At 69.1% G+C, this 18,317-nt stretch carries 15 protein-coding genes; 5 read left to right on the forward strand and 10 right to left on the reverse strand.

Translation table 11 applies throughout. From position 1 onward, the window contains the following. Window positions 1–140: 140 nt before the first annotated feature. Complete coding sequence (locus AAD496_RS04225; protein WP_349827393.1) at window positions 141–863, reverse strand: hypothetical protein; 723 nt, start codon at window positions 861–863, stop codon at window positions 141–143. 33 nt (window positions 864–896) lie between these two features. On the opposite strand from AAD496_RS04225, the gene AAD496_RS04230 reads away from it, so the two are divergent. After that, window positions 897–1,127 carry a DUF1653 domain-containing protein gene (locus AAD496_RS04230; RefSeq protein ID WP_349827394.1) on the forward strand — a complete coding sequence of 77 codons (231 nt, stop codon included), beginning with the start codon at window positions 897–899 and terminating at the stop codon, window positions 1,125–1,127. Window positions 1,128–1,191: 64 nt separating this feature from the next. Here AAD496_RS04230 and AAD496_RS04235 read toward each other — a convergent pair whose 3' ends face one another. Beyond that, the gene (locus tag AAD496_RS04235; protein ID WP_349827395.1) at window positions 1,192–1,743 is read right to left on the reverse strand and encodes a hypothetical protein; all 552 of its coding nucleotides are present in this window, start codon (window positions 1,741–1,743) and stop codon (window positions 1,192–1,194) included. 227 nt (window positions 1,744–1,970) lie between these two features. Between AAD496_RS04235 and AAD496_RS04240 the strand changes: the two genes are divergently transcribed. Continuing rightward, window positions 1,971–6,014 (forward strand): lamin tail domain-containing protein, encoded by a 4,044-nt coding sequence (locus AAD496_RS04240; protein ID WP_349827396.1) that lies wholly within the window; start codon window positions 1,971–1,973, stop codon window positions 6,012–6,014. Window positions 6,015–6,150: 136 nt separating this feature from the next. Here the strand turns inward: AAD496_RS04240 and AAD496_RS04245 are convergent, their stop codons facing one another. The 8 genes from AAD496_RS04245 to AAD496_RS04280 all read right to left on the reverse strand — a co-directional run bounded on the left by AAD496_RS04245 (window position 6,151) and on the right by AAD496_RS04280 (window position 15,543). After that, the gene (locus AAD496_RS04245) at window positions 6,151–7,518 is read right to left on the reverse strand and encodes a serpin family protein (protein ID WP_349827397.1); all 1,368 of its coding nucleotides are present in this window, start codon (window positions 7,516–7,518) and stop codon (window positions 6,151–6,153) included. A gap of 320 nt (window positions 7,519–7,838) precedes the next feature. Further along, window positions 7,839–8,213: a DeoR/GlpR family DNA-binding transcription regulator gene (locus AAD496_RS04250; protein ID WP_349827398.1), complete on the reverse strand. Its 375-nt coding sequence runs from the start codon at window positions 8,211–8,213 to the stop codon at window positions 7,839–7,841. Window positions 8,214–9,014: 801 nt separating this feature from the next. After that, entirely contained in the window at window positions 9,015–9,644 is a 630-nt protein-coding gene (locus AAD496_RS04255) for a CoA transferase subunit B (RefSeq protein WP_349827399.1), read from the reverse strand. Further along, entirely contained in the window at window positions 9,641–10,426 is a 786-nt protein-coding gene (locus tag AAD496_RS04260; protein ID WP_349827400.1) for a CoA transferase subunit A, read from the reverse strand. Before AAD496_RS04260 ends, AAD496_RS04255 begins: the two co-directional genes overlap by 4 nt. Before the next feature lie 29 nt (window positions 10,427–10,455). Further along, entirely contained in the window at window positions 10,456–12,558 is a 2,103-nt protein-coding gene (locus AAD496_RS04265) for an acetyl/propionyl/methylcrotonyl-CoA carboxylase subunit alpha (RefSeq protein WP_349827401.1), read from the reverse strand. Between the two features lie 5 nt (window positions 12,559–12,563). Continuing rightward, window positions 12,564–14,138, reverse strand: a complete 1,575-nt coding sequence (locus tag AAD496_RS04270; RefSeq protein WP_349827402.1) for a carboxyl transferase domain-containing protein — start codon at window positions 14,136–14,138, stop codon at window positions 12,564–12,566. After that, window positions 14,138–15,037, reverse strand: a complete 900-nt coding sequence (locus tag AAD496_RS04275; RefSeq protein WP_349827403.1) for an HpcH/HpaI aldolase/citrate lyase family protein — start codon at window positions 15,035–15,037, stop codon at window positions 14,138–14,140. Before AAD496_RS04275 ends, AAD496_RS04270 begins: the two co-directional genes overlap by 1 nt. Next, on the reverse strand, window positions 15,034–15,543 hold the full coding sequence (locus AAD496_RS04280) for a MaoC family dehydratase (protein ID WP_349827404.1): 510 nt from the start codon (window positions 15,541–15,543) through the stop codon (window positions 15,034–15,036). The genes AAD496_RS04275 and AAD496_RS04280 overlap by 4 nt, the downstream gene beginning before the upstream one ends. Window positions 15,544–15,743: 200 nt before the next feature. On the opposite strand from AAD496_RS04280, the gene AAD496_RS04285 reads away from it, so the two are divergent. The 3 genes from AAD496_RS04285 to AAD496_RS04295 all read left to right on the forward strand — a co-directional run bounded on the left by AAD496_RS04285 (window position 15,744) and on the right by AAD496_RS04295 (window position 18,285). Further along, window positions 15,744–16,451 (forward strand): TetR/AcrR family transcriptional regulator, encoded by a 708-nt coding sequence (locus AAD496_RS04285; protein ID WP_349827405.1) that lies wholly within the window; start codon window positions 15,744–15,746, stop codon window positions 16,449–16,451. 74 nt (window positions 16,452–16,525) lie between these two features. Continuing rightward, the gene (trpS, locus tag AAD496_RS04290) at window positions 16,526–17,617 is read left to right on the forward strand and encodes a tryptophan--tRNA ligase (RefSeq protein ID WP_349827406.1); all 1,092 of its coding nucleotides are present in this window, start codon (window positions 16,526–16,528) and stop codon (window positions 17,615–17,617) included. Window positions 17,618–17,673: 56 nt separating this feature from the next. Beyond that, a complete protein-coding gene (locus AAD496_RS04295) occupies window positions 17,674–18,285 on the forward strand; it encodes a 2'-5' RNA ligase family protein (RefSeq protein WP_349827407.1) in 612 nt (203 codons plus the stop codon). Window positions 18,286–18,317 lie beyond the last annotated feature (32 nt).

An 18,317-nucleotide genomic window follows, 5' to 3' on the forward strand; every position in this document is an offset into this window, starting at 1 on the left:
CGGGCCGACGCCTTTGTCGGCCCGCCGCCACCAGAGGAGGGAATCATCACCCGGTCGATCCCGCGCCCTGGGAGGGGACACGGTCCGGATCGCCGGGAACCTTGTGCTGTAAAAGACCCTAGTGAACGTTCGGGGTCAATTCAAGACCTGTCCGGTCCGAATCCTTCGAACCCGCCGATCCCCTCCTCCTCCGCGAGCACCTGCTGTTCGTCGGCCAGCGCGTCGAGGCGCCACTGTAGGCGGAACTCGATCTCCTCGCGCACGTAGGACAGGGTCTTGGCCGAGGCACCGGAGGTGAGGCCCACGTCGAGCGCCGCCTGGAGCACGATGCCCGGCACCCCGATGAGGTCCATCTCCAGATCCGCCGCGTAGTCGTCGAGGCCGGAGAGGTCGATCGCCAGGATCTCCTGCGCCCGCGCGAGCACCTTCTCGGCCGCCGCGGGGTCGACCAGGAGTGCGTCCAACCCCTCGACCATGGGGGTGCCGTCCTCGGTGACCGCCTCGGCGTCGTAGTAGTCCAGGTGGTCGACGAGCACGTCGCGCCACCGCATGAGCCGGGTCTCCGCGGCCTCGTCGCGGGTGGACTTCATGAGCTTGCCGTACTTGAAGAGGAAGACGTCGGGGGAGTCGAGCGGCGCCGGCAGCGTGAATCCGGCCGACTCCTCGTAGCGGTCGAGCAGCTCGAAGCGGGTGAAGAAGTCCGCCGCCTCCTGGTCGTCGGGGGAGTCGGAGTCGGCATAGGGGAAGACCCCGGAGTCGAAGGCGGCCACGAGGTCCTCGGTGCGGGCCTCGGCGATGCGACCGGCGAGGTCGGAGAAGTCGGTACGGCGTGCGGGTTCGGGGGCGTCGGCATCCGTGTGCATGGTCACACCCTACGGGTCAGTAGGATCGGACACATGGCGGACGACACGGCACGACAGCTCATCGCACCCGGCACCTACGCACACTTCAAGGGCGCCCGCTACGAGGTGATCGGCACCGGCCTGCACTCCGAGACCGAGGAACCCTTCGTCTACTACCGCCAGCTCTACGGCGACCACTCCTTCTGGGTCCGCCCGCTCGCCATGTTCACCGAGCACGTGGATCGCGGCGACTACTCCGGCCCCCGCTTCCGCCGCGTCGACTGACCGTTCCTCCCACGCTCGACCGCCGCCGAGGCGCCCCGCCCCCGCCATCACCCGCACCGGAGCGTCAGGGCCGCTTCCCCTCGGACTCCCGGCGCTCGGCGGTCTGCTTGTAGGTGTGCGTCTCGAGCACGAGGTTCCGCCCGGACTCCTCCCCGAGCCCCACGCGTGCCTTGCCTCGGACCCAGGCCAGCGCGTGCTCGTCGAGTTCGACGTCGCGGCGGGTGTCGTCCGGGTGGGGGACGGCGCGCAGGTCCTCGATGTCGATGTTCACCGCGGTGAAGTCACCTTCCGGCGTGGCGAACACGAACCCGTATTCCTCGAAGTCGGGCCCGTGGGGTCTCCCGGTCCCGAACCGCAGCGTCATGTCGCAGTTGCGGTCCATGTGGCGGCGGCGCTTCCGGAGGAATGCCAGGTACGCCTTGGAATGCGGTTCGAAGTGCACGGTCGTGCCCGCGAGGTCTTTCTCCATCTCGCGCTCCATCTCATGCGTCTTGGCATCCTCCAGGGCCTCGAACCACTGACGACTGACCTCGTGACGGATCCGGTCGAGGAAGCCGGTGGGTGCCAGATCATTGTCGTGGCGGCGGCGGAAGAGGGGGCGGTTGAAGAAGGACATGGGATCTCCTGTCGTCGCTGGGTTCTTATTGAGCCACGGGCGGCATCCCGGCCGTCGGGATTCCGCCACCCCACGTCACGGAACGTCACACCGGGCGCCCCGCTACTTGGCAGGAACGAGCCCTTCGGTCGTCATCGCGCATTCACGTGGAGTTCAACCGACCCTGGTGGGGAGGTCACGTGGCCCTGCTTGGCTCGTGTGTCGTGAATCGACATACACGCGCTCGCATGCGCACACTCCTCTCGTCCACGGCCGCCGTCGCCGTCGTGGCCGGTGGCCTGGGCCTCGCGGCCCCTGCCACGGCCACCCCGACGACGGACCCCACGGCCTCCCCGTCGGCCGAACCGACCACCACCGAACCCACCGCGGCCTCCGCCGCCCCGGTCCTCCAGGTCACCGAGGTCGCCCCGGACACCGCGAACGTGGGCGGCTCCGACGGCTACGAGTTCGTCGAGGTGTACAACCCGACCGACGCGGCGATCGACTTCTCCGACTACTCGCTGCAGTACCTCTACACGGACAACTCCCTCGACGGCCCCGTCACGACGAACTCCGCACTGTGGCCGGCCGTCCCCGGTGACGTCACCATCCCGGCCGGCGAGACCCTCGTCCTCTGGGTGGTCAACCCCGCGGGTCAGGAGGCCGGCCTCACGGTCGCGGACTTCAACGCGAACTACGGCTCGGACCTCGTCGAGGGCGAGGACATCGCCCGGATGTACGTCGGCGGCATGGCCAACGGCGGCTCCCGCGGCCTCCAGGTCGTCACGAGCACCGGCCACGACGTCTCCCGCGCCTACTACTTCGACAACGACCAGACGACCTCGACGACCTCGATCGGTTACGCCTGGAACCCGGACACCACCGAGGTCACCTGGGTCCCGAACCCCGTCGACGGCACGGTCCAGACCATGCTCGGCCTCGACACCCCCACCCCGGGTGCCGTGTCCGAGGTGCAGACCCCGGCCGCTCCCGCCCCCGCTCCCACCGCGGGCGAGGCGCCTGCCATCGAGGACCACACCACCCTCACCGAGGACGACCTCACCCTCGACTTCACCGTCACCGACGACACGCTCGTCCGCACGGTGACCCTCGAACTCACCGACAACCTGGGCGCGACCGAGACCCGGAACCTCACGGTCGGCCTCGACCCGGAGACCGGTGAGCCGACCGACCGTTACACCTACTCCATCCCGGCCGTCGACACCTACGGCAAGCAGTGGCTGGAGTACTCGGTCATCGCCTCCGACGGTACGCAGACCTCGACCCTCGACCGGGCCCGCATCGACCTCGTCGACGGTGACCGGGCCCCGGTCCGCCTGCAGCCGACCGACGGGCAGATCGTGTCCGGCGAGGTGCCGGTGACCGGCACGACCGACGGCGACCCGGCCTCCCTCGACCTCACGGTCGACGACGAGTCCTTCACGGACACCACCCCGTCCCTGGAGACCTCCCCGGTCTTCGCGCTCGAGGCGACCTCCACCGACGCCTTCTTCCGCAACGGCATCACGGTCGACGGTGAGGAGCTCACGATCTTCGACCAGGGCTTCTACGACTCCACCGAGACCGTCGACGCGACGATCCCGGTCGACAAGGTCGTCCAGGGCGAGCCTCTGACGGTCACCGTCACCGCCGGCACGAAGGCCTGGCCGCGCCCGGACGTCAACGAGAACAACGACGACTTCTCCGCGCTCAACATGCGTCTGGCCCTGCCCGACGGCCGCGTGCTGCGCCCGGACACCTGCACGACCGCCGCCGAGGTGGACGGTGCCGTCACCGAGCACGCCGCCGTCGAGTGCCCCGCACCCGAGGACACGATCCGTTTCAGCGACGGCTCCCTCGTCGAGTTCGAGGCGACCTTCGACGTTCCGGACGATGCCTTCGACTCCCGCGTCGCCACCTGGGACACGACGACCGCCACCGACGGTGAGCACACGCTGGCGGCCACGGACGGCACCGACACCGCCGAGTCCACCGTGCAGGTCGACAACACCGCTCCGGTCATCGAGACCGACCTCGTCGACGGCGAGCTCTACCGCGGCGACCTCACGATCGACGCGACCGCCACCGACGCGATCGCCGGCCTCGAGGAACTCACCGCCACCCTCGACCGCGAGCCGATCACCCTCCCGTACTCCACCAGCTCCCTGGAATTGGAGCCGGGTGAGCACACCGTCACCTTCACCGCCCGCGACGCCGTGGGCAACGCCGTGACGCAGGAGCTCACTGTCGAGTCCGCCGACGAGGCGCCCGCCGTCGACCTGCAGTCCCCCGCGGACGGTGCCGAGGTCCAGGGCACCTCGACGGCGCTGGAGGCCACGGCGAGCTCGCCGGAGGACGACGCACTCGACCTCAGCTTCCGCGAGGGACATGCGCTCCAGCCGGGCGACGAGGGCCTGACCGTCTCGGAAGGGACGACGACGGATGCGCTGGCGGGCGCCTCGGGAGCGGAGAGGGAGGCGACCGTCCTGGACGGCGCGGACCTCGAGGCCCTGGTGGGCACCGACGGCGTGGAGGTCGAGACGAGCAGCGAGACGACGCTGCCGTACCAACTGTTCACGGTCGACGTGCCGGCGGACGCCGGTGAGGACGCCCGCGTGCGGGTCGACTGGACCGGCCGGGCGAATCTCGATGCCAAGGTGCGGATGTACGTGCTCGGCACGGACGGTGTCTGGCAGGGCGTCGACGAGTACGTGACGACCGAGGGCGCGGGCACCGAGTTCACGCTCGATGCCACGGTGCCGGTCGCCGAGACCGCGATCGACGGACAGGTGCAGGTGCTCGTGCAGCACTCGGAGGGTTTCGCCGCCGGGAACCTCTCGGAGCGGACCGACGACGTGACGCCCTACCACCCGGAGGCGACACCGCGCGACGCCTACGACTTCACGGTCGCCGTCGAGACGGACACGCAGTACTACAACGAGACGGACGCCTACCACCCGCATCAGCTGGCGATCCACGACTTCCTGCTCCAGCAGCGGGAGAACCTCAACCTGCAGTACCTCATCCACGACGGTGACATCGTCAATGTGCACACCGAACAGCACCAGTGGGACAAGGCGAACGCCGCCTACGACATGCTCGACGAGGCGGGTCTGCCCTACGGCGTGCTCGCCGGAAACCACGACGTCGGTGGGCACGCGGACGACTACTCGGCGTACTCGGAGCACTTCGGCGAGGCGCGTTTCGCGGACAACCCCTGGTACGGGGAGTCCTACAAGGACAACCGCGGTCACTACGATCTGGTGTCCGCCGGTGGCGTCGACTTCCTCATGCTCTACATGGGCTGGCCGACGACGAACGACGAGGAGGCGAACTCCGAGGACATCGCGTGGATGAACGAGGTCATCGCGCAGTACCCGGAGCGCAAGGTGTGGATCAACCTCCACGAGTACCTGCAGACGACGGGCGGTCTGGGACCGTTCCCGCAGCGGGTGCAGGACGAGGTCGTTGCGACGAACCCGAACGTGTTCGCCGTGAGCAGCGGCCACTACCACGACGCCTTCACGCGGACGGACTCCTTCGACGACGACGGCGACGGTGTGGACGACCGCACCGTCTACCAGATGCTGTTCGACTACCAGGGTCTGCCGGAGGGCGGCCAGGGGTACCTGCGTCTGGCGCACTTCGACAACGAGGCCGGTGAGATCGTGTTCCGCACGTACTCGCCCTCGCTGGAGGACTTCGACTCCGACAACGCCGCGCTCAACGATCCGCCCGGCATGCAGGAGTTCACGATCCCCTACGCCGAGGTGGGCATCGAACCGCGCACCAAGGTGCTCGCGGCGGACTCGTTCAGCGCGGACGTCCTCACCGGCAACGAGATCGGTGCGGTCGCGGGTGCGGCTTCCGGCGAGTCGGTGTCGGTGGACTGGGACGGTCTGGAAGCGGGCAGCCACGGTTGGTACGTCGAGGCGACCGGTCCGCACGGCGGTGCGGCGTCCTCCGAGGTGTGGACGTTCACGGCCGACGGCGTTCCCACGGATCCCGAGGCGCCCGCGGAGTTCGAACAGGTCGGTGAGCCCACCATCGACGCCGGGGTCAAAGGTGTGAAGCCGGGATCCGTGCTGCGCGTGGACCCGGGCACCTGGTCGCCGGAGCCGAGCTTCTCCTACCAGTGGAAGGCCGACGGAGAACCGATCGCCGACGCCACGGGGGAGACGTTCAGGCTCACGGGCAAGTACAAGGGCCAGGACGTGACCGTGCAGGTGACGGCCGAGGCCGAAGGCTACGAGACGACCACGGTCGAGTCGGAGCCTGTCCGGTGGAAATGACACAGCGCTGGAAGTGAGGCGCTGAGGTGAGGCGCTGAGCCGGAGTTCGACGCGCTATTAGGTGTGGCCCCGCTATTTCATCGAATAGCGGGGCCACACCACACAGCGCGTCGGCGCTTCTGTTCGGCCGGTCGACTCACCCGGCCGTGGGGTCGTGGATGGCGCCGAGGAAGAGCGGCCAGCCGGTGTCCGTGTGGACGATCCGGATGAGGAAGGGGCGGTCGACGGTCATCTCGACGGGATCGTCGGGCGGAGCGGCGGAGACCTCCATGGCGATCTCCGTGACGGCGGCGGCGACCGTGCCCTCCTCGTCGATCGTGAGGACCGCCTGGTGTTGGGCCTGTCCGATGACCAGGTCCTCCGTCGTGCTCATGCCCGAGAAGTCCGCGAGCTCGGAGTCGAAGGCGTCGGTGATCCCGGCGGCGATGAGCGGGTCCGTGAGGTCGAGGTCGGTGGCGACGTCGACCTTCGGGAGGGCGAGGTCGACCTCGTGGTGGGGCGCCTCGGCGGCGGGGTCCGTAGCGGAGGGAACACCCAGGTCCGCGGTGAGGGCCTCCCAGGTGGCGGCGTCGATCTCCGCGGGCCCGGTGCCCTGGGCCGGCAGCACGACGTCCATGGCGAACCCCTCGGTGTAGGGGAGGCGGACGGCCTGGTGCCCGTCGACCTCGGTGTAGGCGGCCGTGAGGGTCTGGTGCATGGTCGGAATGTCGGCGGTGGCGCCGGCGCCGGCGCCGGTGGTGAACGGGGCGTCGCGAGTGCTCGACTCCTCGAAGGGGGAGTCCCACTGCGCGGCGAGGAGGACGGCGTTCTGGAGGACGAGGCGGAGGTCGCCGTTCGGCTCGATGGCTGATTCCTCGATGAGCCCGCCGGTGTTGGTGCGGACCCACTCGTCGAGGACGGCCTTGCCTTCGGGTCCGGTGAGGTCGGCGGTGTAGACGCCCGCGTCGTAGGACTGCGCGAGGGTGTCGAGATAGGGCTGTTCGACGGCAAAGTCCTCGTGGACGGTCACGCCGTTGGCAAGGTGGACGACGGGGCGCTCGGGCAGGTCCTCGTCCTGGACGACGGCGGGGTCGCCGGCGAAGTCGGCGAGCGCGTGGGAGAGCGCGCCGACCGCGTCCGTGCGGTCCTGGCCTCCCGCGCCGAGCGTCGTGTCGATCTGCGCGGCCGTCGCCCCCGAGGCGCCCTCCCCGACCATCGACATCGCCACGAGGATCGAGGCGGGGGAGAGGACCTGGTTCTCGCCGGGCGCTGAGGCGGCGTGGGTGGTGAGAGCGACGAGGCCGAGGTCCATGGTCGCGTCGACGACGTCCGGGACGGCGCTCGCCTGATCGAGGGAGGCCGGGGCGAAGGCGGCGTCGGAGCGGAGCACGGAATCCTCCAGATCGCCCGCGCCGGCGAGCGGATTGGCGCAGGCCGACAGACCGAGGGCGAGCGTCGCGCCGGCGGCGAGGGCGGCGCTGAGACGGCGGGGACGGATGGGGTGGAGCGCGCGTGAGGTGCTCATGCGTCCACGGTATGCAGCCGGTGCACCGGTGAGAAGCACGGAATGATCCCGGTCAGGAACACGAGGACCTACTCGCCGGTCGTGTAGAACGCCGCCAGTCGGGCGATAGCCTGGTCCTTCGTCATCGCCATGACCTCACGCCAGGACGATTTTCATACGATCTCGAAAGACCGTGTCACCTGCGGAAACGGCTTGAACTGTACATATGCGCAGGGTTCTACTTTACATCTGCGCAGATTCTGTGGAATCCAACCGCGCCTCCAGCGCATCGAGATTCGCCGCTTGCACCGCAGGTATCGCAGACACCGCGGACATCGCACTCACCCCGCTCGTGTGACAGCGACTCCCGCTTCTCCCAAGGGCTCGACGAGTACGGACGGTAGCGTGTCCGTGACGATCCGGTCGAGCCGTGACCACCGCAGAGCGAGGGCGGCACCTCCGGCGGAGTACTTCGAGGCATCGGCGAGGGCGACGGTGGTGGCGGCGCGGGTGGCCATCGTGCGGATCACCTCGGCGTCGTCGAAGGAGTTGAATACGAGACCCTCGCGGTCCAGGCGGTCCGGGGACACGAAGGCCAGGTCCGCCCGGACGGCCCGGAGAGCGGCCACCAGTGGCGCGGGCTGAGTGGCCATACATCGAGGGTAGAGCGCGGGCCCCGGAATCGGCAGGGCCGCCCTCCCGAAGTGATCGGCCATCCCCGGTGGGACAGAAAATCAGCCCGCGCCTTGTGGCTACGGGCTGATCATGATGTACCCAGCGTACTCGGCGGCGATACCCGCGAGATGTGAGATGCAGGATCCCTTGTCAGTTGAACCGTTCAAACACGACATCTGACAAGGGATCCTGCATCTCACGACGTCGGTGGATGCATGGCATCAGTCCGGCGCTCGGTTCGGGCGGTTCCGGCCCCGCTAATCGGCTCGCTCCCGCTACATCGTCATATAGCGGGAGCGGTTTATAATGGCAGATAATGGGTAAGTGAAGTGGGTGCGCAATGTTAGCAATTGAGAAGGAGGGCCTTCGCTCATGGGCATAAAAAATTGTATAAATGATTGGAGTGCTCACAACAAGTGGGTGCGAGTCCTCACTTCATTCCTGCAGGCGATAGGAACTGGCCTCACCGTTGTTGCGGGAATTAAGTTCTCAGAGAGATTGCATCTGATCTCAATCGGAGACTCTCTTCGTGATGAGGTCCTGAGCGGCGAAATCCCAGTCGCCGTGCGAGAACATTTTTGGGATCTGGGATCAGAAGCGTCGAGCCAAGGGACGCTGTTCCTATTGGGTGCGGTAATCACTATCTTCACTGGTGCGATTCTTGCAAGTGGTCAGCATCCGCCAAAAATACAGAACTGTAAGCGATGCTCGGGCGAACGCAATTAGAGAAGGGTCGATTCCGGCCCCGTGAATCGGTTTGGCCCCGCTATATCGTCATATAGCGGGGCCAAACCGATTCAGGGGGCCAGGACGCGGCGGAGGAGGGTGCCCGCCCGCCCCACTCACACCTTCACGGGCGCGCCCGTCTTCTCCGCGACCTCTTCGGCCGTCACGTCCGGGGCCAGCTCGACCAGGGTGAACTCGCCGTCCGCCAGGTCGAGCACGCACAGGTCCGTGATGACGCGGTGGACCACGCCCCCGCCGGTGAGCGGCAGGGAGCAGGACTCGACCAGCTTGTGCGAGCCGTCGCGGGCCACGTGGTCCATGAGGACGATCACGCGCTTGGCGCCGTGGACCAGGTCCATCGCACCGCCCATGCCCTTGACCATCTTGCCGGGGATCATCCAGTTGGCGATGTCCCCGTTCGGCGCCACCTGCATGGCACCGAGGATCGCGATGTCGATCTTCCCGCCGCGGATCATCCCGAAGGACGTCGACGAGTCGAAGATGCTGGCACCCGGCCGCAGCGTCACGGTCTCCTTGCCGGCGTTGATGAGGTCGGGGTCCTCCTCACCGGCTACGGGATAGGCACCGGTACCGAGCACACCGTTCTCGCTCTGGAGGACGAGCTCCACGTCGTCCGGCACGTAGTTGGGCACCAGGGTCGGCATGCCGATGCCCAGGTTCACGTACTGCCCGTCCTGCAGCTCCTGCGCGGCCCGGGCCGCCATCTGTTCACGCGTCCAGCTCATGATGCAGCTCCCTCCGGCTCGCGCACGGTGCGCTTCTCGATCCGCTTGTCCGCCGCCTGTTCCGGCGTGAGTTCCACGACCCGGTGCACGTACACACCCGGCACGTGGATGTCGTTGGGCGTGAGCTCACCGGGCTCCACGAGCTCCTCGACCTCGGCGATCGTCACACGGCCTGCCATCGCGGCCACCGGGTTGAAGTTCCGGGCGGAATCCCGGAACACCAGGTTCCCGTGCCGGTCACCCTTCCACGCCCGGACCAGACCGAAGTCGGCGATGATCGCCTCCTCCAACACGAACTCCTGCGGCCCGTCCGGCGTCTCGAAGGTCTGCGTCTGCTTGGGTGGGCTCGCCACCTCGATGTTCCCGTCCGCGTCGTACTTCCACGGCAGCCCACCGGACGCGATCTGCGTCCCGGTGCCCGTCCGCGTGAAGAACGCCGCGATCCCGGACCCACCGGCGCGCAGCCGCTCGGCGAGCGTGCCCTGCGGGGTCAGCTCCACCTCCAGCTCACCGGACAGGTACTGTCGCGCGAACTCCTTGTTCTCGCCCACGTAGCTGGCGATCATCCGGCGGATCTTCCCCTGCGCGAGCAGGATCCCCAGACCCCAGTCGTCCACGCCGGCGTTGTTGCTCGCCGCCTCCAGGTCGGTCGTCCCGGCATCGGCGAGCGCCTGGATGAGCACCGACGGGATGCCGCACAGGCCGAACCCGCCGACCGACAGGGTGGCCCCGTCGGGGATGTCCGCGACCGCCTCGGCCGCGCTGTTCACCACTTTGTCCATGACTCTTCCGTTCTCCTCGTCCTCGGACCTCAGGCCTCGGCCCCGGCGTCCTCGCCGGATCCCTCGCCCGCGTCCGCTTCCACCTCGAACAGCCGCGCACCGAGCGCCACCTGGTCGCCGACGGCCGTGTCGACGGCGGTGACCGTGCCCGCGTGCGGGGCCTTGAGGGCCATCTCCATCTTCATCGCTTCCATGACGCCGAGGACAGCCCCTTCCTCGACCGTCTCTCCTGCCGAGACCCGCACCTCAAGCACGGTGCCCGGCATGGGCGCGAGCACGCTGTCCTCACCGGTGGCCGAGGCATCGGCCGTCGGGTCGGGCCGGTCGAACCGGTACCGCTGTCCGCGGACCACGACCTCCGCACCGTGGCGGTCGGTCTTCACGAACCCGATGACCGGTCCGTCCGCCGCCGAGGCGCCCGCGACCTCCACCTGCACCACACCACCCGGCTGTGTTCCCGAGAGCAGTGCCCCCGCCGCCGAGTCGCCCGCACCGGCACGGACACTGCTGGCGATCTCCCGGACCGCCTCGCCGTCGACGGTACCGGAGGTCCCGGACGGATCCGTGGCGTCGAAGGAGACGGACACCGGCCGGTCGAGTTCCACGCGGAACGGCGCCGGAACGCCGCCGGGACGGAATCCGTCGGAGGCGAAGGGACCGGAGGAGGACGCCTGCGCCAGGGAGGCCGCGACCCAGGCCGCCAGCGTGCGCGCCTGCTCGTCACCGGGCGCCTCGACCTCGTTCTTGTCGAGCCAGGCGGTGTCGATCGTCGCGTCGCGGAACTCCTCGCCCGCGAGCAGCGTGCGCAGGAACCCGGTGTTCGTCGTGAGGCCGAGAACCGCGGTGCGGTCGAGCGCGGAGACGAGGCCCTTGCGGGCGGCCTCGCGATCAGGACCGTGGACGATCACCTTGCCGAGCATCGGGTCGTAGCTCGTGCTCACCTCCTGGCCGGACTCCAGGGCGTGGTCGACACGCACCGGAACTGAGGGGACGGCCCCGAGGGCACCCTCGGCGCTCCCACCCTCGTGCGGCCAGTGGACGTGGGTGGCGGTGCCCGCCTGCGGCAGGAACCCACCGAAGGCGTCCTCGGCGTAGACGCGGGCCTCGATGGCCCAGCCGTTGCTCGGGACGTCCTCCTGGGCGACACCGAGCGGCAGACCGGCGGCGACGCGCAGCTGCATCTCGACGAGGTCGAAACCGGTGATCGCCTCCGTGACGGGGTGCTCCACCTGCAGACGGGTGTTCATCTCGAGGAAGTAGAACTCGCCGGAGTCGGTGTCGAAGAGGAACTCGACGGTGCCCGCACCCCGGTAGTCGACGGCACGGGCCAGGTCGACGGCACTGGCGGTGAGCCGTGCCCGGGTCTCCGCGTCGATCGTGGGGGCCGGGGCCTCCTCCAGCACCTTCTGGTGACGGCGCTGGGTCGAGCAGTCGCGCTCCCACAGGTGCAGGGTGGTGCCGTGGTCGTCGGCCATCACCTGGACCTCCAGGTGGCGACCGGACTCCACGTACTTCTCGATGAGCAGCGTGTCGTCACCGAAGGAGCTCTGCGCCTCGCGGCGGGCGGCGGCCACGGCCTCCGGGAAGTCGGCGGCCGAGCGGCAGACGCGCATGCCCTTGCCGCCACCACCGGCGGCGGCCTTGACGAGCACCGGGTAGTTGAAGCCCGCCGGATCGTCGTCGAGCGAGTAGGACGGGACGACCGGCACGTTCGCCGCGACGGCGATCTCACGCGCGGCGTCCTTGCGGCCCATCTGTTCCATGACGGTGCCGCTCGGGCCCGCCAGGCGGATACCGGCCGCGGCGAGCGCGTTCGAGAAGGCCGAGCGCTCGGAGAGGAACCCGTACCCGGGGTGGACGACATCGGCCCCGGCGGACTGGGCCGCGGCGACGACCGCCTCGATGTCCAGGTAGTCGGGCACCTGGACGGCGTGGTCGGCGGCCCGGACGTGCGGTGCGCGGGCGTCGAGTTCCGTGAAGAGCGCGACGGTGCGCAGTCCCAGGCGCCGGGCGGTGCGGAAGACGCGCAGCGCGATCTCGCCGCGGTTGGCCACGAGCACGGTCCGCAGTGCGGTGGAGGGCGCCTCGGGAGCGGTGGGAGCGGAAGAAGAGGTGGTGGTCTGTTCGGCCATCGTGATCACATCCTGAACACGCCGTACCCCGGCGCGGGGATCGGAGCATGGGCGGCGGTGGCCAAGCCCATGCCCAGCACTCGGCGGGTGTCGGCGGGGTCGATGATCCCGTCGTCCCACAGCCGCGCGGTCGAGTAGTAGGGGGATCCCTGCGTGTCGTACTGCTCGCGGATGGGCTTCTTGAATTCCTCGACCTGTTCCTCGGTCTCCAGGTCGGTACGGACGGTGGCGAGCACGCTCGCGGCCTGCTCACCGCCCATGACGCTGATGCGGGCGTTCGGCCACATCCACATGAAGCGGGGGTCGTAGGCGCGGCCGCACATGCCGTAGTTGCCGGCGCCGAAGGAGCCGCCGATGACGATCGTGAACTTCGGGACGACCGAGCAGGCGACGGCGGTCACGAGCTTGGCGCCGTCCTTGGCGATGCCGCCGTTCTCGTACTCCCGGCCGACCATGAAGCCGGTGATGTTCTGCAGGAACACGAGCGGGATGCCGCGCTGGTTGCACAGCTCGATGAAGTGCGCGCCCTTGAGCGCGGACTCGCTGAAGAGGATGCCGTTGTTCGCGACGATGCCCACCGGGTAACCGTGGACCTTCGCGAAACCGCAGACCAGGGTCTCGCCGTAGAGCTTCTTGAACTCCTGGAAGTGCGAACCGTCGACGATCCGGGCGATGACCTCACGGACGTCGTAGGGCGTGCGGGTGTCCGCGGGGACGACGTCGGCCAGGGTGTCCGGCGACAGCGCCGGCTCCTCCACCGGGTAGGTGGGGATCGAGTCCGCGGAGGGACGCTCCAGGGTGTCGACGATCTCGCGGACGAGGTCGAGTGCGTGGGCGTCGTCGTCGGCCAGGTGGTCGACGACACCGGACTTGCGGGCGTGGACGTCGCCGCCACCCAGGTCCTCGGCGCTCACGACCTCACCGGTCGCGGCCTTCACGAGCGGCGGGCCGCCCAGGAAGATCGTGCCCTGTTCCTTCACGATGACGGTCTCGTCGGACATGGCCGGGACGTAGGCGCCACCGGCCGTGCACGACCCCATGACCGAGGCGATCTGCGGGATCCCCTTGCCGGACATCTGGGCCTGGTTGAAGAAGATGCGGCCGAAGTGCTCGCGGTCCGGGAACACCTCGTCCTGCAGGGGCAGGAACGCGCCGCCGGAGTCGACGAGCGAGATGACCGGCAGGTTGTTCTGCTCGGCGATCGTCTGCGCGCGGATGTGCTTCTTCACGGTCATCGGGTAGTACGTGCCGCCTTTGACCGTCGCGTCGTTCGCGATGATCATCACGAGCCGGCCGGAGACCCGACCGATGCCCGTGACGATGCCGGCGCCGGGCACCGCGTCCGGGTTGCCGGGCGTGCCGTCCTGGCCGGGCTTGCCGTACATGCCGGTCGCCGCCAGCGGGCTGAGCTCCAGGAAGGGGCTGCCCGGGTCGAGCAACCGGTCCACCCGGTCGCGCACCAACATCTTGCCGCGGTCCGTGTGCTTGGTCCGGGCGGCCTCGCTGCCGCCGGCCCGGCCGTCGCGGACGACGCCCAGGCGTGCGCGCAGGTCGTCGACCGTGCTCCTCAGGTCCTCCATCACCGTTCTCCTCGTGCGTTGGTCGTGCTCGTGGAGTCGGCGGCGGTGCCGGTCGCACCGGTGCCCGTCGCCTCGGCCAGGCGGAGGATCCGCTCGGCCTGCTTGTAGATGGGGCCGTCGACCATGCGGCCCTCGAAGGTCGTCACTCCGCGGTCATCGCCCACGTGGTCGAGCAGGCGGCGGGCCCAGTCGGCCGTCGAGGGGGCGGGGGAGTAGGAGTCGCGGATGACCGCGACCTGCTTGGGGTGGATGGCCACGGTCGCGTCGAAGCCGATCGCCACGGCGTCCTCGCACTCGGCGGCGAGTCCCTCCAGGTCCGGGATGTCCATGTGCACGGCGTCGAGTGCCAACCGTCCGGCGGCCTTGGCGCCGAGCAGGCTGCGGTGGCGGGCGTGGAGTGCCACGTCGCGGTAGGTGCCGTCGGCCTTCCGGCTGGACGTACCTCCCAGGCCCGCGACCAGGTCGTCCGCTCCCCACATGACGGCGACGACGTTCGGCTCCGCGGACAGGGCCGAGACGTTGTCGACTCCCAGCGGCGACTCGACGAGCACGACCACCTGGGTCTCCGGTGCGGCCTCGCCCAGCCCGCGCAGTTCGTCGACGGTCTCCGACTTCGCGAGCATGACCCGCGGGAAGGCCAGTTCCTGCAAGAGTGCCAGGTCTGCGGCGTGCTCGGGGTCGTTCACCCCGCTGATCCGGACGACGGTCCGGTCGGTCTCGAAGGTGCCGTCCGCCACCAGGCCGCGCAGGGCCTCACGCGCGGACTCCTTGTTCTCCGGGGCGACCGCGTCCTCCAGGTCGAGGATCACGACGTCCGCGGCGGCCAGAGCCTTGGGGTACCGCTCGGGGCGGTCCGCCGGGCAGAACAGCCAGCCCGGTCCCGGGGTCCACGCGGTCATTCGGCACTCTCCTCGTCGGCGGGGCGCGTGCGCACGAGCGTCTTGCGGACGGCTTTGGCGACGATCTCGCCGTGCTGGTTGCGGGAGATGTGCTCCAGGCTCACGATGCCCTCGCCCGGGCGGGAGGAGGACAGGCGCTTGTCGACGACGAGGGTCTCGCCGTAGAGGGTGTCGCCGTGGCGGACAGGAGCGGGGAAGGAGACCTCGGAGAAGCCCAGGTTGGCGACGATCGTGCCGAGGGTCAGCTGGGTGACGGACTGTCCGATGAGCAGGGACATGGTGAACATCGAGTTCACCAGGCGGTCGTGGAAGGGCGGGAGCTGTTCGCTGGCGGCCTGGTCGAGATGGAGCGGCTGCGTGTTCATGGTGAGGGTGGTGAACAGGACGTTGTCGGCCTCCGTGACCGTGCGTCCCGGGCGGTGTTCGTACACCGTGCCGATCTCGAACTCCTCGAACCACAGACCGCGTTGGACGATGCGTTTCACGTCGAACCCCTTCGTTCGCATGGAGCCCTCGGCACCGAGGGCTCTTGGACGAGCATAGGTCGGAAAGTCCTGAAGTGTCCGCCCTCGCACGGGTGGGTGAGCGGGTGACGCTCCCTGTGGGTCCGTCGCCGGGCCCGTGGGGGGCGTCCACTTCTGGTTAACCGACATTAACCATGAGATCGAGGTTAATGAGGATTCACCGGTATGTCTACACTTCCGGCATGGGAACCGTGGAGAATCTTCCGCCGGGTGGTCGGCGGGCGCAGATCATCGAGGTGGCGGCCGGGCTGTTCGCCGACCGCGGGTTCGACGGCGTCTCGATGAACGACGTCGGGGCGGCCGCCGGGATCAGCGGGGCGGCCATCTACAAACACTTCTCCGGTAAGCAGCAGCTGCTCGGCGAGATGCTCGTGGGCATCTCGGAGACGCTCCTGGGCGAGGGCACCGCGCGGGTGCTGAAGGCCCGCGGGTTCGAGGTGGGACCCGGCAGGGCGGGACATCCCGAGCATCCTGCGGGGGTGGGTGTCGTGCCCCTGGGCACGGGGGAGGACGACCCGGCGGGCGCCTCGGCGGCGGTGCGGGGACTGGAGGTCGACGAGGCCGCGGACGTGCTGCGGGTGCTCGTCGCCTGGCACGTGGAGTTCGCGCTCGACACCCCGGCGCTCATCACCCTGCAGTTCCGGGACCTCGCGCGGCTGGTCGACGACGACCGGCACCGCGTGCGGCGGTTGCAGCGCGCCTACGTGGAGATGTGGGTGGCCGTGATCGAGCGGGCGGTCGGGGCGGACACGAAGCACGCGCGTTCGGCGGCGCACGCGGTGTTCGGACTCATCAACTCGACCCCGCACAGTGCCCGGCTCGACCGGAACGAGATGGCCGCACTCCTGGAACGCATGGCGCTCGCCGCCCTCCACGCCGCGCTGGGGTGACTCGCTGCCCCGGGGTGTTTTAATCGCGTGGGGTGGTGTGAACCAGGTGCGCGGGCGGTGGCAGAATGGCGCGCATGACTGCAGCACCTGCCCAGACCCCCGATTCCGCCACCTCCCACGCGCCCGAGGGCACCGCACCGGAGGGCACCCCGACCGCGGGCGCCGCACCCGGTTCCAAGCCCCGGTCCGTGTCCGGGATCCAGGCGACCTCGGACTCGCTCCACCTGGGCAACTACATCGGTGCGCTGCAGCAGTTCGTCGAGCACCAGGACACGCACGACGCCTACTTCTTCATCGCGAACATGCACGCGATCACGGTCGAGCAGGACCCCGTGGAGCTCCGCGAGCGCACCCTGCGGACGGCCGCGCAGTTCATCGCCGCGGGAGTCGACCCCGAGAAGTCGGTGCTGTTCGTCCAGTCGCACGTCGACGCCCACCCCAAGCTCAGCTGGATCCTCGAGTGCACGACGGCGCTCGGCGAGGCGCAGCGGATGACCCAGTTCAAGGACAAGTCGTCGAAGAACGAGCACGTGTCGCTCGGTCTGCTCACCTACCCGGCGCTCATGGCCGCGGACATCCTGCTCTACCAGGCCGACGTCGTGCCGGTCGGCGAGGACCAGCGCCAGCACATCGAGCTCACGCGCAACCTGGCCGAGCGGTTCAACCACCGGTTCGGGCAGACCTTCAAGGTGCCCGAGGGTCAGATCCTCAAGCAGACCGCGAAGATCTACGACCTCCAGGACCCGACGTCCAAGATGTCGAAGTCCGCGAAGACGCCGGCCGGTCTCATCAACATCCTCGACACCGACAAGCAGATCGCCAAGAAGTTCAAGAGCGCGGTCACCGACACGGACACCGTCATCGCCTACGACCCGGAGACCAAGCCGGGTGTGTCCAACCTGCTCACCATCTACTCGGCGCTGTCGGGTCGGCCGGTCGAGGACATCGTCGCCGAGTACGAGGGCAAGATGTACGGCCACCTCAAGGTCGGCCTCGCGGAGGTCGCCGTTTCGACGCTGGGCCCGGTCCGCGACCGCACGCTCGAACTCCTCGACGACCGGGCCGAGCTGGAGCGTCTGCTCCTCGTCGGCGCGGACAAGGCCGCCGCGGTCGCCGATGAGACCGTCCGCCGCGCCTACGAGTGCGTGGGCTTCCCCCACCGCTGAGGCGCCCTGGGTTTCTCGCTGAGGTTTCCTGCGCTCGTGACGGAGATCGGAGCACTGTGACGGAGATCGGACCCCGCTGGGGCCGCCCCGTGGACACCCCGGACGCGCCGGTGCCGGACAGTAACGGCATGGTGTCGATCGGGGTGACCCTCGCGCTGCCCGAGCCATACGCGTCCGATCTGCGGCAGGCGCGTCTGGATCTCGGCGACGAGGCGGCCCGCACCGTCCCCGCGCACATCACGATCATCCCGCCGATGGAGATCCCCGTGCACTCGTGGCCGGTGGTCCGCGAGGAGATCCGCCGGGTGGCGAACGAGACCTCACCCTTCACCGTCCGGCTGCGGGGGACCGGCACGTTCCTGCCCACCTCGCCGGTCGTGTTCGTCGCGGTCGCCCGCGGCATCGTCGAGTGCGAGCAGCTCTCCGCGGCGCTGCGGACCGGCGTCCTCGGGCAACCGCTCGCCTTCCCGTACCACCCGCACGTGACGATCGCCCACGGGTTGGAGCGCGACGTCCTGGAACGCGCCTTCGAGGACATGGGCGACTTCGACGCGGAGTTCATGGTCCACGGCTTCGGCGTGTACTTCCACGGCACGCACACCGAGGGCGGGGTGAGCCGCACCGAGGAGGCGTGGCAGCTCTTCGATCTCGTGCCCTTCGGTCCCTGAGGGGAGGGTGCCCCGCGGGAGCGCGGACGACG

The sequence above is a fragment of the Brevibacterium litoralis genome (assembly GCF_040212315.1).
Classification (GTDB): Bacteria; Actinomycetota; Actinomycetes; order Actinomycetales; family Brevibacteriaceae; genus Brevibacterium; species Brevibacterium litoralis.